Below are 14,434 nucleotides of genomic sequence, written 5' to 3'. Positions count from 1 at the left end.
GTGCGTCAGCCTAGCCAGCGCAGCCGGGTGACGACGCCCTGGATGCCCGACCCGACGTACGCCTCCTGCCCGGTCGCGCCGCCGTGGGCGACCTCGTGCCACGGGCCGAGGGCGTGGTGGTCGCGGGACCGCGCCAGCGCGGCGTCCGTGGGGCCGTAGCGTTCCTGCACCCCTGCGGCGAACTCCGGCGGGGCGCCGTGCAGCACCCAGGCCAGGTCGACCGCGGGGTCGTCCAGCCGGGCGTCGGTCCAGTCGATCACCCCGGTGACGAGGCCACCGGTGCGCAGCAGGTGCGCCGGGCCCAGGTCTCCGTGCACCAGCACCCGCGGGACCGGGGCGGCCGCGCGAGCCAGCAGCGCCTCGGCCGGGCCCACCAGGGCCGCCGGGAGGCGGGGGAGCACGGCGGTGGCCAGCCCCGCCAGTACGACCGCCGGGTCGGCGAGGGGCGTGGTGCCGGCGCCCTCGCAGGTCTCGTGCGGCGTCCGGTGCAGGGCGCGCAGGAACACCCCCACCCGCCGGCCGTCGCGTGCCGTCAGGGTCGCGGCGTCGCCGGGCTCCCCGGGCACGAGGAGGTGCCGGACCCGCCACGGGCCGTCGTCGTCGGGCGGCACCGGCACCGGGACCGGCACCTCGAGCGGGAGCCGCGGCGCGAGGAGCGGCAGCAACCGCGTCTCGTGCTCGAGCGCCGCGCGCACGTCCGGGCGCCGGGGTGCCCGCTCCACCCAGACGTCGTCGCTCCCGGCCTCCCCGACCAGCTCGGTGACGCTGTCCCAGCCCTGCACCGGCACCGGGACGCGGCTCACGGGCGGGCCCGGCTCACTGCCCCGTGCGCCCGTCGACGCACTCGCGCAGCAGGTCGGCGTGCCCGACGTGGCGGGCGTACTCCTCGACGAGGTGCACCAGGACGTCGCGGACCTCGATCCCGTCGCCGTGCCAGGACACCAGCGCCCCGAGGTCGTCCAGCCGCTCCACCACCTGCTCGGCGTGCGCCACCTCCCGGCGCCACGCCTCCCAGGCCTCGGCGACCACCGCGTCGTCGGCCACGGCCCCGTCGAAGTCGGCGTCCGGGTCGTCGTCGGTGACGTAGAGCCGCGGCAGGTCCTGGCCCTCCAGGCACTGCCGTGCCCAGGTGTGCTCGACCTTCGCGAGGTGCCGCACCAGCCCCAGGAGGGACATCGACGACGGCGGCACCGAGCGCCGCGCCAGCTGCTCGGCGTCGAGGCCCTCGCACTTCATCTCCAGCGTCAACCGGTAGGCGCGCAGGTAGTCGACCACGCACGCCTTCTCGCCCCGGGTCGGTCCGGTCGCCTCGCGGGGGTCGGGCCCGTCGGTGGTCCACATGTCGCTCACGCGCCCACCGTGGCCCCTGCGCGCCGCGGACGCAACGCGGTTCTGCGAGGTGGCTGCGGGGGGACGGGGAGGATGGGGCCGTGCCCGACCCCGCCGGCCGCCCCGTCTTCGTGCTCCACCGCCACGAGCGTCCCCGCCTGCACCACGACCTCCGCCTCGAGGAGGGCGGCGTGCTGCGGTCCTGGGCGCTGCCCAAGGGTCTCCCCACCGACCCCGGCGCCGACCGGCTCGCGATCGCCGTGCCCGACCACGACCTCGACCACGCGACCTACGCCGACGAGCACAAGAGCATCGCCGACCACGGCTGGTGGGAGCTGGTGGACCGCACCGACCGCCGCACCGTGCTCGACCTGCACGGCAGCGGAGGGGTGCGCCGGTACGCGCTGGTCCGCACCGGCGGCCCCGGGCGCCCCGCCACCCACCACCTGCTCCACCTGCTGCGCGAGCAGCCCCCGTCCGGCTAGCGTCCGGCCCATGACGGGCGAGCTGCTGCTGGTGACGGGCCCGCCGGCCGTGGGCAAGATGACCGTCGGGCGGGCGCTCTGCGCCCGCAGCGACTTCCGGCTGTTCCACAACCACCACACGATCGAGCCGCTGATCGAGGTCTTCGGCCACGGCACCCCGGCGTTCACGGTCCTGAACGAGGAGTTCCGGCGACGGGTGGTCGAGGAGGCCGCGCGGTCGGGCACCCGGCTGGTCTTCACCTTCGTCTGGGCCGTCGACCTCGAGGAGGACGCCGTGGTCGTCAGCGCCCTGGTCCGGCCCTACCTCGACGCCGGCCTCCCGGTCTCCGTCCTGGAGCTGACCGCGGACCTGGGCACCCGCCTGGCCCGCAACACCGGCGCCGACCGGATCGCCGCCAAGCCGTCGAAGGCCGACCTGGCCTGGTCCGACGCGCACGTCCGCGAGATCGACCAGCAGTGGCGGATGGCCACCGACCCCGACCACCCGTCGGCGGCGGACGCGGTGATCGCGGCGATCACGGCCACCGGCGGGGCCCACCTGCGCCTCGACAACACCGACCTCACGGCCGACGACGCCGCGGTGCGTGCGCTGGCCTGGTTGGACCGCCGCTGAGCGACCGCCGTACGCTGACCCCACAGGCGTTCGAGCCGTCATCAGCGGCGAGCCTCCGGAAGAACGGCGCGGGAGCGCTCAGTAGAACCGGACGGGTGGGCCCGTCACAGCCGCACAGAGTGGCTCCGTCCCCGGGCACCCGGGGGAGGGGCAAGCGAGGTGGTACCGCGGCAGACGTCGTCCTCGCACGACGCCGACGCCCGCAGGAGAGCCACCCATGACCTACCCCCTCGTCTCGCACGACGCCACCGGCCCCGACGCGGGCGGTCCGGCCGGGGTGCCCTCGAGCCCGCGCTTCCCCGCGATCGAGGAGCGGGTGCTGGCCTACTGGGCCGCGGACGGCACCTTCCAGGCCAGCATCGACGCGCGCGACGCCGGCGCCGACGGCTCCGACGAGTTCGTCTTCTACGACGGCCCGCCGTTCGCCAACGGCCTGCCCCACTACGGCCACCTGCTCACCGGCTACGTCAAGGACCTCGTGCCGCGCTACCAGACGATGCGCGGCAAGCGCGTCGAGCGCCGCTTCGGCTGGGACACCCACGGGCTGCCGGCCGAGCTCGAGGCGATGCGCCTGAACGGCATCAAGACCACCGAGGAGATCCTCGAGCTCGGGGTCGAGAAGTTCAACGACGCCTGCCGGGCGTCGGTGATGAAGTACACCGGCGAGTGGCGCGACTACGTCACCCGCCAGGCCCGCTGGGTCGACTTCGAGAACGACTACCGCACGATGAACCCCGACTACATGGAGTCGGTGATCTGGGCCTTCAAGCGGCTGCACGACCAGGGCCTGGTCTACGAGGGCTTCCGCGTCCTGCCCTACTGCTGGAACGACGAGACCCCGCTGTCCGCGCACGAGCTGCGGATGGACGAGGAGACCTACCGCAACCGCCAGGACCCCGCGGTCACCGTCGGCTACACGCTCCACGGCCGCGACGAGGCCGACCCGCTGGGCGGCGTGAAGATCCTGATCTGGACGACCACGCCCTGGACCCTGCCCTCGAACCTCGCCGTGATGGTCGGCTCGGACATCGACTACGTCGTCGTGGCGTCCGAGGCCACCGGCCTGCCCGAGCGCTACCTGCTCGCCGAGGCGCGACTCCCCGCCTACGCCCGCGAGCTGGGCGACGAGCCCGAGGTGCTCTCGCGCCACCGGGGCGCCGACCTGGTCGGGCTGACCTACACCCCGCCGTTCAGCTACTACGCCGGCCACGAGAACGCCTTCCGCGTGGTCGCCGCCGACGACGCCGTGACCACCACCGACGGCACCGGGGTCGTGCACACCGCCGGCGCGTTCGGCGAGGTCGACAAGGAGGTCACCGACCGCGAGGGCATCGAGGCCGTGATGCCGGTCGGCAAGGACGGCCGGTTCAAGGCGCCGGTCGACGACTACGCCGGGATGAACGTCTTCGACGCCAACCCGCACGTCATCGACCACCTCCGGGCGGCGACCCTCGGGACCGGTGAGGACCGCGCGCCCAGCGGGTCGGTGAGCCCGGGAACGGTCCTGCTGCGCCGCGAGACCTACGACCACTCCTACCCGCACTGCTGGCGCTGCCGCGAGCCGCTGATCTACAAGGGCGTCTCCTCCTGGTTCGTCGAGGTGACCGCGTTCAAGGACCGGATGGTCGAGCTCAACCAGCAGGTCCGGTGGGTGCCCGAGCACATCCGCGACGGCCAGTTCGGCAAGTGGCTGGAGAACGCCCGCGACTGGTCGATCACCCGCAACCGTTTCTGGGGCAGCCCGGTGCCGGTGTGGAAGAGCGACGACCCGGCGTACCCCCGGCTGGACGTCTACGGCTCCTTCGAGGAGATCGAGCGCGACTTCGGCCGGCTGCCGCGCGACCGTGACGGCAACCCCGACCTGCACCGTCCCTTCGTCGACGAGCTGGTCCGGCCCAACCCGGACGACCCGCGGAGCCCTGCGGAGGGCCAGAGCTCGATGCGGCGCGTGGCCGACGTGCTCGACGTGTGGTTCGACTCCGGGTCGATGAGCTTCGCCCAGGTGCACTACCCGTTCGAGAACGCCGACTGGTTCGACGGCACCGACGTCCTCCAGGGCCACTTCCCGGGCGACTTCATCACCGAGTACATCGGACAGACCCGCGGCTGGTTCTACACGCTGCACGTGCTGGCCACCGCACTGTTCGACCGCCCCGCCTTCTCGGCCTGCGTCAGCCACGGCATCGTGCTGGGCTCGGACGGGCAGAAGATGAGCAAGTCGCTGCGCAACTACCCGGACGTCAGCGAGGTCTTCGACCGCGACGGCGCCGACGCGATGCGCTGGTTCCTGATGTCGAGCCCGATCCTGCGCGGCGGCAACCTGGTGGTCACCGAGCAGGGCATCCGCGACTCGGTGCGCCAGGTGCTGATCCCGCTGTGGAACACCTGGTACTTCTTCAGCCTCTACGCCAACGCCGCCGGCTACGAGGCGTCCCGCTCGACGACCTCGACCGACCCGCTCGACCGCTACCTGCTGGCCAAGACGCGGCAGTGGGTCGCGCAGATGACCACGGCCCTGGACGACTACGCCGTCGCCGAGGCCTGCGACGCCACGCGCTCGTTCATCGACGTGCTCACCAACTGGTACGTCCGGCGCTCGCGCGAGCGGTTCTGGGCCAGCGGCACCGACCTCGAGACCGGGGCCTTCGACACGCTGTGGACGGTGCTGGAGACCGTCTGCCGGGTGACCGCACCGCTGCTGCCGCTGACCACCGAGGAGGTCTGGCGCGGCCTGACCGGCGGCCGCTCGGTGCACCTGAGCGACTGGCCCGCGCTCGACGAGCTGCCGGCCGACGACGCGCTGGTCGCGGCGATGGACACCGTGCGCGAGGTCTGCTCGACGACGTCGGCGCTGCGCAAGGCCGCCGGGCTGCGCAACCGGCTGCCGCTGGCCACCCTGACCGTGGTCGTGCCCGACCCGGCCGCGCTGGGCGGCTTCGAGGCGATCGTGGCCGACGAGGTCAACGTCAAGCTGGTCCGGTTCCTCGCCGCGGACGACCCGGAGGCGGCGTCGTACGGCGTCGACCAGCGGCTGACCGTCCACGCGCGTGCCGCCGGGCCGCGGCTCGGCAAGGACGTCCAGGTCGCGATCCGCGCCGCGAAGTCCGGCGACTGGTCGGTGGCCGAGGACGGCTCGGTGGTGGCCGGGGGCCTGGCGCTCCTCGAGGGCGAGTACGCCCTGGAGACGGTCGCCGGCTCCACCGACGACGACGCCGTGGTGGCGATGGTCGGCGGCGGGGTCGCCGGGTTCGTGGTGCTCGACACCGCGGTCACGCCCGAGCTGGCCGCCGAGGGCGTGGCCCGCGACCTGGTCCGCGCGGTGCAGCAGGCCCGTCGCGACGCCGGCCTGGAGGTCTCGGACCGGATCGCGCTGACGCTCACCGGCCCCGACGACCAGCTGGCCGCGGCGCGCACGCACGCCGACCTGCTCGCGGGGGAGACCCTGGCGACCTCGGTCGACCTGGTGCCCGGCGGGACCCTGGCGGTGACGGTGGCGCGGGTGGCAGCCTGACCCGGTGACCGCGCGCTGGAAGGACCTCTGCCTGGACGCCGACGACCCTGCCGCCCTGGGCGCGTTCTGGGCGGCGGTGATCGGGCTCGAGGTCGACCCCGACGCCTCCCCGTCCACGCCGGGGCCGGTGTCGCTGGTCGGCCCCACCGACGGGCACCGCGTGTGGGTGAACCCGACGACGACGCCGAGGCGGGTCAAGCACCGCCTGCACCTCGACGTCGACGCCGGCTCGGTGGCCGAGGTGGAGGCGCTGGGCGCCCGTGTCGTGCTGCCGGCGGAGGAGTCCGGGTTCGGCTGGACCGTGATGGCCGACCCCGAGGGCGGTGAGTTCTGCGTGTTCGTGCGCGACGAGCCGCCGGCCTACCGCCTGCACGGCGTGGTGGTCGACTGCCGCGACCCGTTCGCGCAGGCGGCCTGGTGGGGCAGGGTGCTCGGGGTCGAACCGGTGCACCACGCCGACGAGGGGTACGCGACGCTCGAGGGCGCCGGCCCGGACGACCGGCTGACCCTCGACTTCGTCCCGGTCCCCGAGGCCAAGGTCACGCCGAACCGGGTGCACTGGGACCTCGTCGGCGACCGCGACGAGCTGGTGCTGCTCGGCGCCACGCACCGGTGGGACACCCCCGGGTGGACCGTCCTGGCCGACCCCGAGGGCAACGAGTTCTGCGTCTTCGCCGCCTGAGCGCGCCGCGCCGCCGGAGGCGCCCTCAGAGGTCGAACGACACCCCGGTCAGCTCGCAGGAGACGTCCCACAGCCGGCGCTGCGTCGCGCCGTCGTGCGAGGCCTCGGTCGACAGCACGCGTACCGGGTGGCCCACGGCCTCGCCGGGACCGCGCGGGCCGTAGAGCTCCCCGCCCCGGGCGTCCGGGTCGGTGGCGGCACGCAGCGTGGCCAGGGCGCCGACCGCGGCGGAGTTGAGGAACCGTCCTCCGAGCCGGGCGCCGAGCCGCAGCGGGCCGGGGCTGTGGCGGGTCAGCTCGGTGTCCGAGACGCCCGGGTGCGCGGCGAGCGCGACCGCGGGGGCGCCCGCGGCGCGGAGCAGCGCGTCGAGCCGGTAGGCGAACAGCAGGTTCGCCAGCTTCGAGCGGCCGTACGCCGCCACCCGGTCGTAGTCCTGCTCGAAGGCGAGGTCGTCGAAGTCGATCCGCGAGCGGATCTTGTGCGCGACGCTGCTCACCGCGACCACCCGGGCGGCCGGGGCGGCGAGCAGCCGGTCGAGGAGCAGCGCGGTCAGGGCGACGTGGCCGAGGTGGTTGGTGCCGAGCTGGAGCTCGAAGCCGTCCTCCGTGGTCGAGCGGGGGGTGTACATGACGCCGGCGTTGTTGACGAGCAGGTCGATCCGCTCGTGCCGCCCGCGCAGCTCCTCGGCGGCGGCGCGCACGGAGGCCAGCGAGGCGACGTCGAGACGCTGCACGTGCAGGTCCGCACCGGGCACGTCGGCGCGGACCTCCTCGGCGGCCGCGCGGCCCTTGGCCTCGTCGCGGACGGCCAGCTCGACCAGGGCGCCGCGGCGGGCCAGCTCGCGCGCGGTCTCCTTGCCCAGGCCCGTGTTGGCGCCGGTCACCACGGCGGTGAGGCCGGAGAGGTCGGGGATGTCGCGGGCGGTCCAGGTGCTCATGACCCGATCCTGCCCGGTCAGCCCTGGTGCTCGACCTTCAGGGCGGTGATCCGCTCGAGGAGCTGCTCCAGGGCGATCTCGAACTCCTCCACGGCGTGGTCCTCGGAGAGCTCGCCGCTCAGCCGCGCGACCGTGGGGAAGTCCTCCAGCGACGGGTCCGGCGTGGTGTCCTCGACGACGTCGAGCGGTCCGACGTCTGCGCCGTGGGTGGCGACCTCGAGCAGCAGGTGGCCCAGCAGGAAGCTGGTGAAGCCCCGGTACGCCGCCACGGCCGCCTCGTCGGTGAAGCCCTCGGCCAGGAGGCCGGAGAGGAAGGACTCGACCCAGTCGACGCTGCGCAGCGGCGGGCGCAGCCAGGGTGCCTCGGGCGGGCGGGAGGCCACCAGCGGGAAGGCCTTGACGTGCCGCAGCGCCATCCGGCGCACGCCGTGGGCCAGGCGCTGGAGGAAGTCCTGCCAGCCGTCGCGCGGCTCGGCCAGCACCTCCGGGTCGGCGTACAGACCGCGGATGAGGTGCTCCACGATGGCGTCGAGGAGGTCCTCCTTGCCGGGCACGTAGCGGTAGAGCGACATCGCCTCGACGTTGAGCCGGGCGCCGAGACGGCGCATGGTGAGCCCGCCCGGGCCGACCTCGTCGAGGAACGTCAGGGCCTCGGCGACGATCGTGTCGCGGTCGAGCGGCACCCGGGCCGAGGGCGGCTTGCGGCCGGCCACGATCTCGGCGTCGGCGTCGGGCGTGGGTCCTGCGTCGGTGTCCTCGACCACGGGGTCTCCTCAGATCTCTTCGTGCGGGTCGAACGTAGGTGGCACGAGGGGGTGAGGGGCGCCCCGAGGTGGGTGGTCGGACCAGGCCCGGGGGCCTGGTCCGACGGGGTGGGTCAGCGGCCGAGGCCGGCCTTGTCGATGCGGCGGTGGTAGCGCATGCCGGTGAGGCCACCGAGCATCGCGCCGACCAGGGCGACCACGACCACGCCGACCAGGACGACGATGCCCTGCAGGCTCAGGCCCTCGAGGCTGGAGGGGATGTTCGGGAAGCTGTTGATCTCGCTGAGCACGTTGAACTGCGCCCCGGCGACGGCGCCGAGGAGCGCGACGACGACGGCGATGAGCACGGACCAGCCGAAGACCGCGGCACCCTGCTTGAGGCCGTTGAAGCGCGCCATCCGGCCGGCGACGTAGCCGCCGGCGAGGTAGGCCAGGAACACGACGACGAGGACGACGACGGCCGCGCCCCACCCGATCTCGTCGGTGCTGACGTTGTTGGCCCGAGCGGCGTCGCTGAGCGCCTCGGGGCTGGAGACCAGGTTGAGCCCGCCGGCGACGGCGGCGAGCAGGGCGGTCAGCACGACGGTCATCCCGGTGGCGACCAGCCAGCCGAAGAAGGCCGAGCCGATCTTGACGCCGCCGAAGGCGTCCTTCTCGCGGGCGACCACGGTCTTGCGGTCCTCGGTGCGCACGGGCGCGACCGGCTCGGGGCCGGTGGGGGTGGGCTGCGTGGTCATGTCGTTCCTCCTGTGGGCGGGTGGATCCTGCACCACCCTGATGGGGACCGACCTTACGCCGTAAGGGCAGCCGCAAGGGGTGAGCTGGGCCCGCCGGCGGGGCCGCGGGCCGGACCGGCACGCACCGGTGGGGTTGGATGGCCGCGTGAGCATCCTGGACCTCAGCACCGACGTCGTCAGCCTGACCCGCGCGCTGGTGGACATCGAGTCCGTCAGCCGCGGCGAGCAGCAGATCGCCGACGCCGTCGAGGAGGCGTTGCGTGCCCTGCCGCACCTCGAGGTCGTCCGGCACGGCCACACCGTGGTGGCCCGGACCGACCTCGGGCGGGCCGAGCGGGTCGTGCTGGCCGGGCACCTCGACACCGTGCCGGTGCACGACAACCTGCCCAGCCGGCTCGACGAGGCCACCGGCCTCCTGCACGGCCTGGGGACCTGCGACATGAAGGGCGGCGACGCGGTCATCCTCCGGTTGGCCGCCACCGTGCCCGAGCCGGTGCGCGACGTCACCTACGTCCTCTACGAGGCCGAGGAGATCGACGAGGTCTTCAACGGCCTGCGCCACCTCACCGAGGTGGCCCCCGAGCTGCTCGAGGCCGACTTCGCGATCCTGATGGAGCCCTCGAACGCCGTCGTCGAGGCCGGCTGCCAGGGCACCCTGCGCGTCGAGGTGCGCGCGACCGGCGAGCGGGCGCACTCCGCGCGCAGCTGGAAGGGCGTCAACGCCATCCACCAGGCCGCACCGGTGCTGGAGCGGCTGCGCGACTACGAGGCCCGCCGCCCGGTCATCGACGGGCTGGAGTACCACGAGGGCCTCAACGCAGTCGGCATCCGGGGCGGGGTCGCGGGCAACGTGCTGCCCGACGAGTGCGTCGTCGAGGTCAACCACCGCTTCGCCCCCGACCGGTCGGCCGAGGAGGCCGAGGCGTACGTCCGCGGCGTCTTCGAGGGCTTCGAGGTCACCCTGACCGACCTCGGCCCGGCGGCCCTGCCCGGCCTCGACCGGCCCGCGGCCGCCGCGTTCGTCGCCGCCGTCGGCGGGGTGGTGAACCCCAAGTTCGGCTGGACCGACGTGGCCCGCTTCACCGCCCTGGGCGTCCCGGCGGTCAACTACGGCCCGGGCGACCCGCTGCTGGCCCACAAGGCCGAGGAGCACGTGCCGGTGGACCAGGTCCGCCGCTGCGAGGAACGGCTCGCGGCGTGGCTGCGCGGCGAGGAGGCGACGGCGTGAGGTCGAAGAACAAGGGCCCGGTGCTCCAGCGGCGCGGGCAGGTGGACGGGACCACCACCGACCAGCGGCTGCTGGACTCGCGCGGCCCCACCGACTGGGTGCACACCGACCCGTGGCGCGTGCAGCGGATCACGGCCGAGTTCGTGGAGGGCTTCGGCGCCCTGGCCGAGCTCGGCCCGGCGATCGCCGTGTTCGGGTCCGCGCGCACCCCGGTGGAGGACCCGGCGTACGCCCAGGGCGAGCAGGTCGGCCGCGCCCTGGTGGAGGCCGGGTTCGCGGTGATCACTGGCGGCGGCCCGGGGGCGATGGAGGCCGCCAACAAGGGCGCCAGCGAGGCCGGTGGCGTCAGCGTGGGGCTCGGCATCGAGCTGCCGTTCGAGACCGGGCTCAACGAGTGGGTGGACCTCGGGATCGACTTCCGCTACTTCTTCGCCCGCAAGACCATGTTCGTGAAGTACTCCCAGGGTTTTGTGGTCCTCCCCGGCGGTCTGGGCACCCTCGACGAGCTGTTCGAGGCGCTCACGCTGGTCCAGACCGGCAAGGTGACCGCCTTCCCGGTGGTGCTGCTCGGCACGGCCTACTGGTCGGGCCTGGTCGACTGGCTGCGCGGGAGCGTGGTGGCCGGCGGGAAGATGAGCCTGGCCGACCTGGACCAGCTCGTCGTGACCGACGACGTGGACGAGGCCGTGGCACTGATGCGCGGCGACGGCGCCGGCGCCGGCGCCGGCGCCGGGGTGTCGCCGTGACCTGGCTGCTGGCCGTCCTGGCCGTCCTGCTGCTGGGTGGCGTGGCGGTGGTGGCGGCCGGTCGCGGAGGCCCGCTCGCCCCGGCCGGCGACGACGACCCGGCACCCGACGTGCCGGCCAGCGGACCGCTGACCGCCGACGACCTCCGGAGGGTCCGCTTCCCGCTCGCGCTGCGCGGCTACCGGATGGCCGACGTCGACGCGCTGCTCGACCGGCTCGCCGCCGAGCGCGAGGGCGGCCCGGGGGCGGGGTAGGGCACACTGCCCGACGTGTCGAGCCTGGGCGTGGTGCTGTGCACCCTCCTCGCGGCGGCGTCGGTCCTGCTGACGCGGCTGCGGCTGCGGGGCGCGCAGGTCGCGGGCCGGACCCGCACCGGCCGACCGGTCCTGACGGTGCACACCGTGGCCGGGCTGACCGCGCTGGTGCTGTGGGTGGCGCTGCTGGTCCTCGGCGCCACGCTGCTCGACGTCGTCGGCGAGGACGTCGCCTCCCTGCTCGGCATCCTCGCCCTGGCGGCGTGGTGGGTCACCGCCGGCGCCGGGCTGCTGGTCCTGGCGCGGTGGCTCCCGACCCGTGGCAAGCGGGCCGCCGCGGCGGCGGCCGACGGCTGGTCGGCCGGCCCGGGGCTCTCGCTGCTGGCCCACCTGGGCACGGTGGTCTGCGTCGCGGTCCTGACCTGGGCCTACGCCGACGGCCGGGTCTGAGCGGGCTCAGCGGCCCTCGAACACCGGCTTCTGCTTGGCCACGAACGCCGCGACCGCGGCCTCGTGGTCGGCGGTCGCGCCGGTGCGGTTCATCAGCCGCGCCTCGGTGGCCAGCGCCTCGCTGAACGGGTGGTCGCCGGCGAAGGTGACCGCCTCACGGATCGAGGCCAGCGCGACCGTCGGTCCGGCGGCCAGGCGTGCGGCCAGGGCGGCGGTCTCCGCGACGAGGTCGTCCGGGGCCACCACCGTGGTCGCCAGGCCGAGGGACGCCGACTCCTCGGCGCCGACGGTGCGCGGGAAGTACAGCAGCTCCAGCGCCCTGGCCCGTCCGACGATCCGCTGGAGGGTCCAGCTCATCCCGGTGTCGCACGACAGGGCGACGTTGGCGAAGGCGAAGTTGAAGCCGGCGGTGTCGGCCACGAGCCGCAGGTCGCAGGCCAGCGCCAGGCTCGCCCCGGCGCCGGCGGCCACGCCGTTGACCGCGGCCACGGTGGGCTTGGGCATCTCGACCAGCGCGGTCACGATCGGGTTGTAGTGCTCCTCGACCGTCGACAGGCGCGGGCCGGTGCTGCTGCGCAGCAGGCCGATGTGCTCCTTGAGGTCCTGGCCGGTGCAGAACGCGCGCCCGGACCCGGTGAGCACGACGCAGCGGACGCTGTCCAGGTCGGCGACCTGGCGCAGGGTCTCCAGCAGCAGCACCTTGGTCGCGACGTCGAGGCTGTTCATGGCCTCGGGGCGGTGCAGGGTGACGGTGGCGACGCCGTCGGTGACGTCGAGGAGCACGGGCGCGTCGGTCATGCGGGTCAGTCTGGCAGTCGGCGCCGTGCGCCGCGACGCCCCTGTGCTGCGGGTCACCGCTCCCATGGGGGATAATGGTGAGGTCCGCTCGGTGCGGGCGAGGATATGGGGTCCGGCCCCATCGGACGACTAGGGGAAGAGGTGCCGCATGGCGGCCATGAAGCCGAGGACGGGTGATGGCCCGCTCGAGGTCACCAAGGAGGGTCGCGGCATCGTCATGCGCGTCCCGCTCGAGGGCGGCGGTCGCCTGGTGGTGGAGCTGAACGCCGAGGAGGCCACGAACCTCGGTGACGCCCTGAAGAACGTCGTCGGGTGACCTCCGCCGCGCTCCCGGCCCAGCTCTCTCCTCCGCAGCTCGCCCTGAGCGAGCGTGCGGCGCACCTGCTGCTCGGCGCCGAGGTGGTCGCCGTCCCCGTCCTCCCGCAGGACGCCGACGACGCTGCCGGTGCCGCGCAGGAGGGGGGCCCGATCCTGGGCCCCGGGGCCGAGGAGCTCGGCGAGGCCCTCGGCCTCGACCTGGTCGGCGCGGCCGAGGCCGCCCGTGCCACCGGGCGCACCGGGGAGGTCACCACGGTGCCCGTCCCCGGCGGCAGTGCCGCCGACCCCGACCTGCGGCTCGTGCTGCTCGTGGGCGTCGGTGCAGCGACCCCGACCGACCTGCGCCGCGCCGGTGCGGCGCTGGCCCGGGCCACCCGCGGACGTGGTGACGTCGCCACCACGCTGGCCGCGATCACCGACGACGCCGGCCTCGAGGCCCTCGTCGTCGGAGCCATGCTCGGCTCCTTCGTCTTCCACTGGCGCTCCTCGTCCCCGGAGCAGCCCCCGGTCCGCCGGATCGTGCTGGCCGGGCTTCCCGACCCGGACGGCTCCCGCCCCGCGCTGGACCGTGCTGTGGCGCTCGGTGGGGCCGGCTGGCGTGCCCGCAGCCTGGCCACCGTCCCCTCGAACCTGAAGAACCCCGCCTGGATGGCCGAGCAGGCCCGGCAGGTCGCGGCCACCGCCGGCCTCGAGGTCACCGTCTGGGACGAGGGCGACCTGGCGCGCGACGGCTTCGGAGGCATCCTCGGCGTCGGCCAGGGCTCGGACTCGCCGCCACGGCTGGTCCGCCTGGACTACGCGCCGCCGGGCGCCGGGCGTCGTACGCCGACCGTGGCACTGGTCGGCAAGGGCATCACCTTCGACTCCGGCGGGTTGTCCATCAAGCCGGCCGAGGCGATGTCGACCATGAAGCGCGACATGACCGGCGCCGCCGTGGTGCTGGCGGTGATGGCCGCCCTGCGCGACCTCGGTTGTCCGGTCCGCGTCGTCGGCCTGCTGGCCTGCGCCGAGAACGCCGTCTCCGGCTCCTCGATGCGCCCCGGCGACGTGCTGCGCCACTATGGCGGCCGCACCACCGAGGTCACCAACACCGACGCCGAGGGCCGCCTGGTCCTGGCCGACGCGATGGCCTACGCCGTGGCGGAGGTCGAGCCCGACGCGCTCGTCGACGTCGCGACGCTGACGGGGGCGGCCAAGGTCGCGCTCGGGCAGCGCACCGGCGCGCTCCTCACCGACGACGACGCGCTGGCCGAGCTGCTGCTCGACGCCGGCACGGGCTCCGGGGAGCTGCTGTGGCGGCTGCCGCTGCACACGGCGTACGCCGACAAGCTGGCCTCGAAGGTCGCGGACTCCGACAACGCCGGGGCCGGCCCGGGCGCGATCGTGGCCGGGCTGTTCCTGCAGCGCTTCGCGGGGTCCGTGCCGTGGGCGCACCTCGACGTCGCGCCGGTCGGCGACGTGCCGGCCGACCACGACGAGTGGACCGCCGGGCCGTCGGGCTTCGGGGCCCGGGCGCTGCTGGCGTGGCTCTGCGGACCCGACCCCCTGGCCGGGGTCGGGTCCTAGGCCCGGTCTGCCGCCG

The 14,434-nt window shown here is 74.5% G+C and carries 16 protein-coding genes; 10 read left to right on the top strand and 6 right to left on the bottom strand.

The features are described from left to right. Positions 1-5: 5 nt before the first annotated feature. Entirely contained in the window at positions 6-803 is a 798-nt protein-coding gene (locus ENKNEFLB_RS18165; protein ID WP_214056651.1) for an aminoglycoside phosphotransferase family protein, read from the bottom strand. Between the two features lie 13 nt (positions 804-816). Beyond that, positions 817-1,341, bottom strand: coding sequence for a DinB family protein (locus ENKNEFLB_RS18160; protein WP_214059580.1), 525 nt, complete (start codon positions 1,339-1,341; stop codon positions 817-819). An 89-nt stretch (positions 1,342-1,430) separates the two neighbouring features. Here ENKNEFLB_RS18160 and ENKNEFLB_RS18155 point away from each other — a divergent pair, with 89 nt between their 5' ends. The 4 genes from ENKNEFLB_RS18155 (at position 1,431) to ENKNEFLB_RS18140 (ending at position 6,620) form a co-directional block, all read left to right on the top strand. After that, complete coding sequence (locus tag ENKNEFLB_RS18155) at positions 1,431-1,814, top strand: DNA polymerase ligase N-terminal domain-containing protein (protein WP_214056650.1); 384 nt, start codon at positions 1,431-1,433, stop codon at positions 1,812-1,814. A 10-nt stretch (positions 1,815-1,824) separates the two neighbouring features. Beyond that, positions 1,825-2,427 (top strand): DEAD/DEAH box helicase family protein, encoded by a 603-nt coding sequence (locus ENKNEFLB_RS18150; RefSeq protein WP_214056649.1) that lies wholly within the window; start codon positions 1,825-1,827, stop codon positions 2,425-2,427. A gap of 217 nt (positions 2,428-2,644) precedes the next feature. Continuing rightward, a complete protein-coding gene (gene ileS / locus ENKNEFLB_RS18145) occupies positions 2,645-5,938 on the top strand; it encodes an isoleucine--tRNA ligase (protein ID WP_214056648.1) in 3,294 nt (1,097 codons plus the stop codon). A gap of 4 nt (positions 5,939-5,942) precedes the next feature. After that, a complete protein-coding gene (locus ENKNEFLB_RS18140; protein ID WP_214056647.1) occupies positions 5,943-6,620 on the top strand; it encodes a VOC family protein in 678 nt (225 codons plus the stop codon). A gap of 25 nt (positions 6,621-6,645) precedes the next feature. On the opposite strand, the gene ENKNEFLB_RS18135 is transcribed toward ENKNEFLB_RS18140, so the two are convergent. The 3 genes from ENKNEFLB_RS18135 to ENKNEFLB_RS18125 form a co-directional block, all read right to left on the bottom strand. Beyond that, on the bottom strand, positions 6,646-7,557 hold the full coding sequence (locus tag ENKNEFLB_RS18135) for an oxidoreductase (RefSeq protein WP_214056646.1): 912 nt from the start codon (positions 7,555-7,557) through the stop codon (positions 6,646-6,648). A 17-nt stretch (positions 7,558-7,574) separates the two neighbouring features. After that, the gene (locus ENKNEFLB_RS18130) at positions 7,575-8,321 is read right to left on the bottom strand and encodes a TetR/AcrR family transcriptional regulator C-terminal domain-containing protein (RefSeq protein ID WP_214056645.1); all 747 of its coding nucleotides are present in this window, start codon (positions 8,319-8,321) and stop codon (positions 7,575-7,577) included. A gap of 113 nt (positions 8,322-8,434) precedes the next feature. Continuing rightward, on the bottom strand, positions 8,435-9,058 hold the full coding sequence (locus ENKNEFLB_RS18125) for a hypothetical protein (protein WP_214056644.1): 624 nt from the start codon (positions 9,056-9,058) through the stop codon (positions 8,435-8,437). A gap of 145 nt (positions 9,059-9,203) precedes the next feature. On the opposite strand from ENKNEFLB_RS18125, the gene dapE reads away from it, so the two are divergent. From dapE to ENKNEFLB_RS18105, 4 genes are read left to right on the top strand one after another with little or no spacing between them, the layout of a single operon-like run. After that, complete coding sequence (gene dapE / locus ENKNEFLB_RS18120) at positions 9,204-10,286, top strand: succinyl-diaminopimelate desuccinylase (protein ID WP_214056643.1); 1,083 nt, start codon at positions 9,204-9,206, stop codon at positions 10,284-10,286. Continuing rightward, positions 10,283-11,032 carry an LOG family protein gene (locus tag ENKNEFLB_RS18115; RefSeq protein ID WP_214056642.1) on the top strand — a complete coding sequence of 250 codons (750 nt, stop codon included), beginning with the start codon at positions 10,283-10,285 and terminating at the stop codon, positions 11,030-11,032. The genes dapE and ENKNEFLB_RS18115 overlap by 4 nt, the downstream gene beginning before the upstream one ends. Next, a complete protein-coding gene (locus tag ENKNEFLB_RS18110; protein ID WP_246535651.1) occupies positions 11,029-11,286 on the top strand; it encodes a DivIVA domain-containing protein in 258 nt (85 codons plus the stop codon). Before ENKNEFLB_RS18115 ends, ENKNEFLB_RS18110 begins: the two co-directional genes overlap by 4 nt. A 15-nt stretch (positions 11,287-11,301) precedes the next feature. After that, positions 11,302-11,736 (top strand): hypothetical protein, encoded by a 435-nt coding sequence (locus tag ENKNEFLB_RS18105; RefSeq protein ID WP_246535650.1) that lies wholly within the window; start codon positions 11,302-11,304, stop codon positions 11,734-11,736. A 6-nt stretch (positions 11,737-11,742) separates the two neighbouring features. On the opposite strand, the gene ENKNEFLB_RS18100 is transcribed toward ENKNEFLB_RS18105, so the two are convergent. Next, complete coding sequence (locus tag ENKNEFLB_RS18100) at positions 11,743-12,534, bottom strand: enoyl-CoA hydratase/isomerase family protein (protein ID WP_214056641.1); 792 nt, start codon at positions 12,532-12,534, stop codon at positions 11,743-11,745. Between the two features lie 148 nt (positions 12,535-12,682). Here ENKNEFLB_RS18100 and ENKNEFLB_RS18095 point away from each other — a divergent pair, with 148 nt between their 5' ends. Together ENKNEFLB_RS18095 and ENKNEFLB_RS18090 are read left to right on the top strand one after the other, a co-directional pair. Next, a complete protein-coding gene (locus ENKNEFLB_RS18095) occupies positions 12,683-12,850 on the top strand; it encodes a DUF3117 domain-containing protein (protein ID WP_160008978.1) in 168 nt (55 codons plus the stop codon). After that, complete coding sequence (locus ENKNEFLB_RS18090; protein WP_214056640.1) at positions 12,847-14,418, top strand: leucyl aminopeptidase family protein; 1,572 nt, start codon at positions 12,847-12,849, stop codon at positions 14,416-14,418. The genes ENKNEFLB_RS18095 and ENKNEFLB_RS18090 overlap by 4 nt, the downstream gene beginning before the upstream one ends. The last annotated feature ends 16 nt before the right edge of the window (positions 14,419-14,434 follow it).

Origin of the sequence: Nocardioides aquaticus (genome assembly GCF_018459925.1) — a bacterium.
Classification (GTDB): Bacteria; Actinomycetota; Actinomycetes; order Propionibacteriales; family Nocardioidaceae; genus Nocardioides; species Nocardioides aquaticus.
The sequence above is the reverse complement of the archived record's forward strand: the minus strand, read 5'-3'. Positions and strand labels throughout refer to the sequence as shown.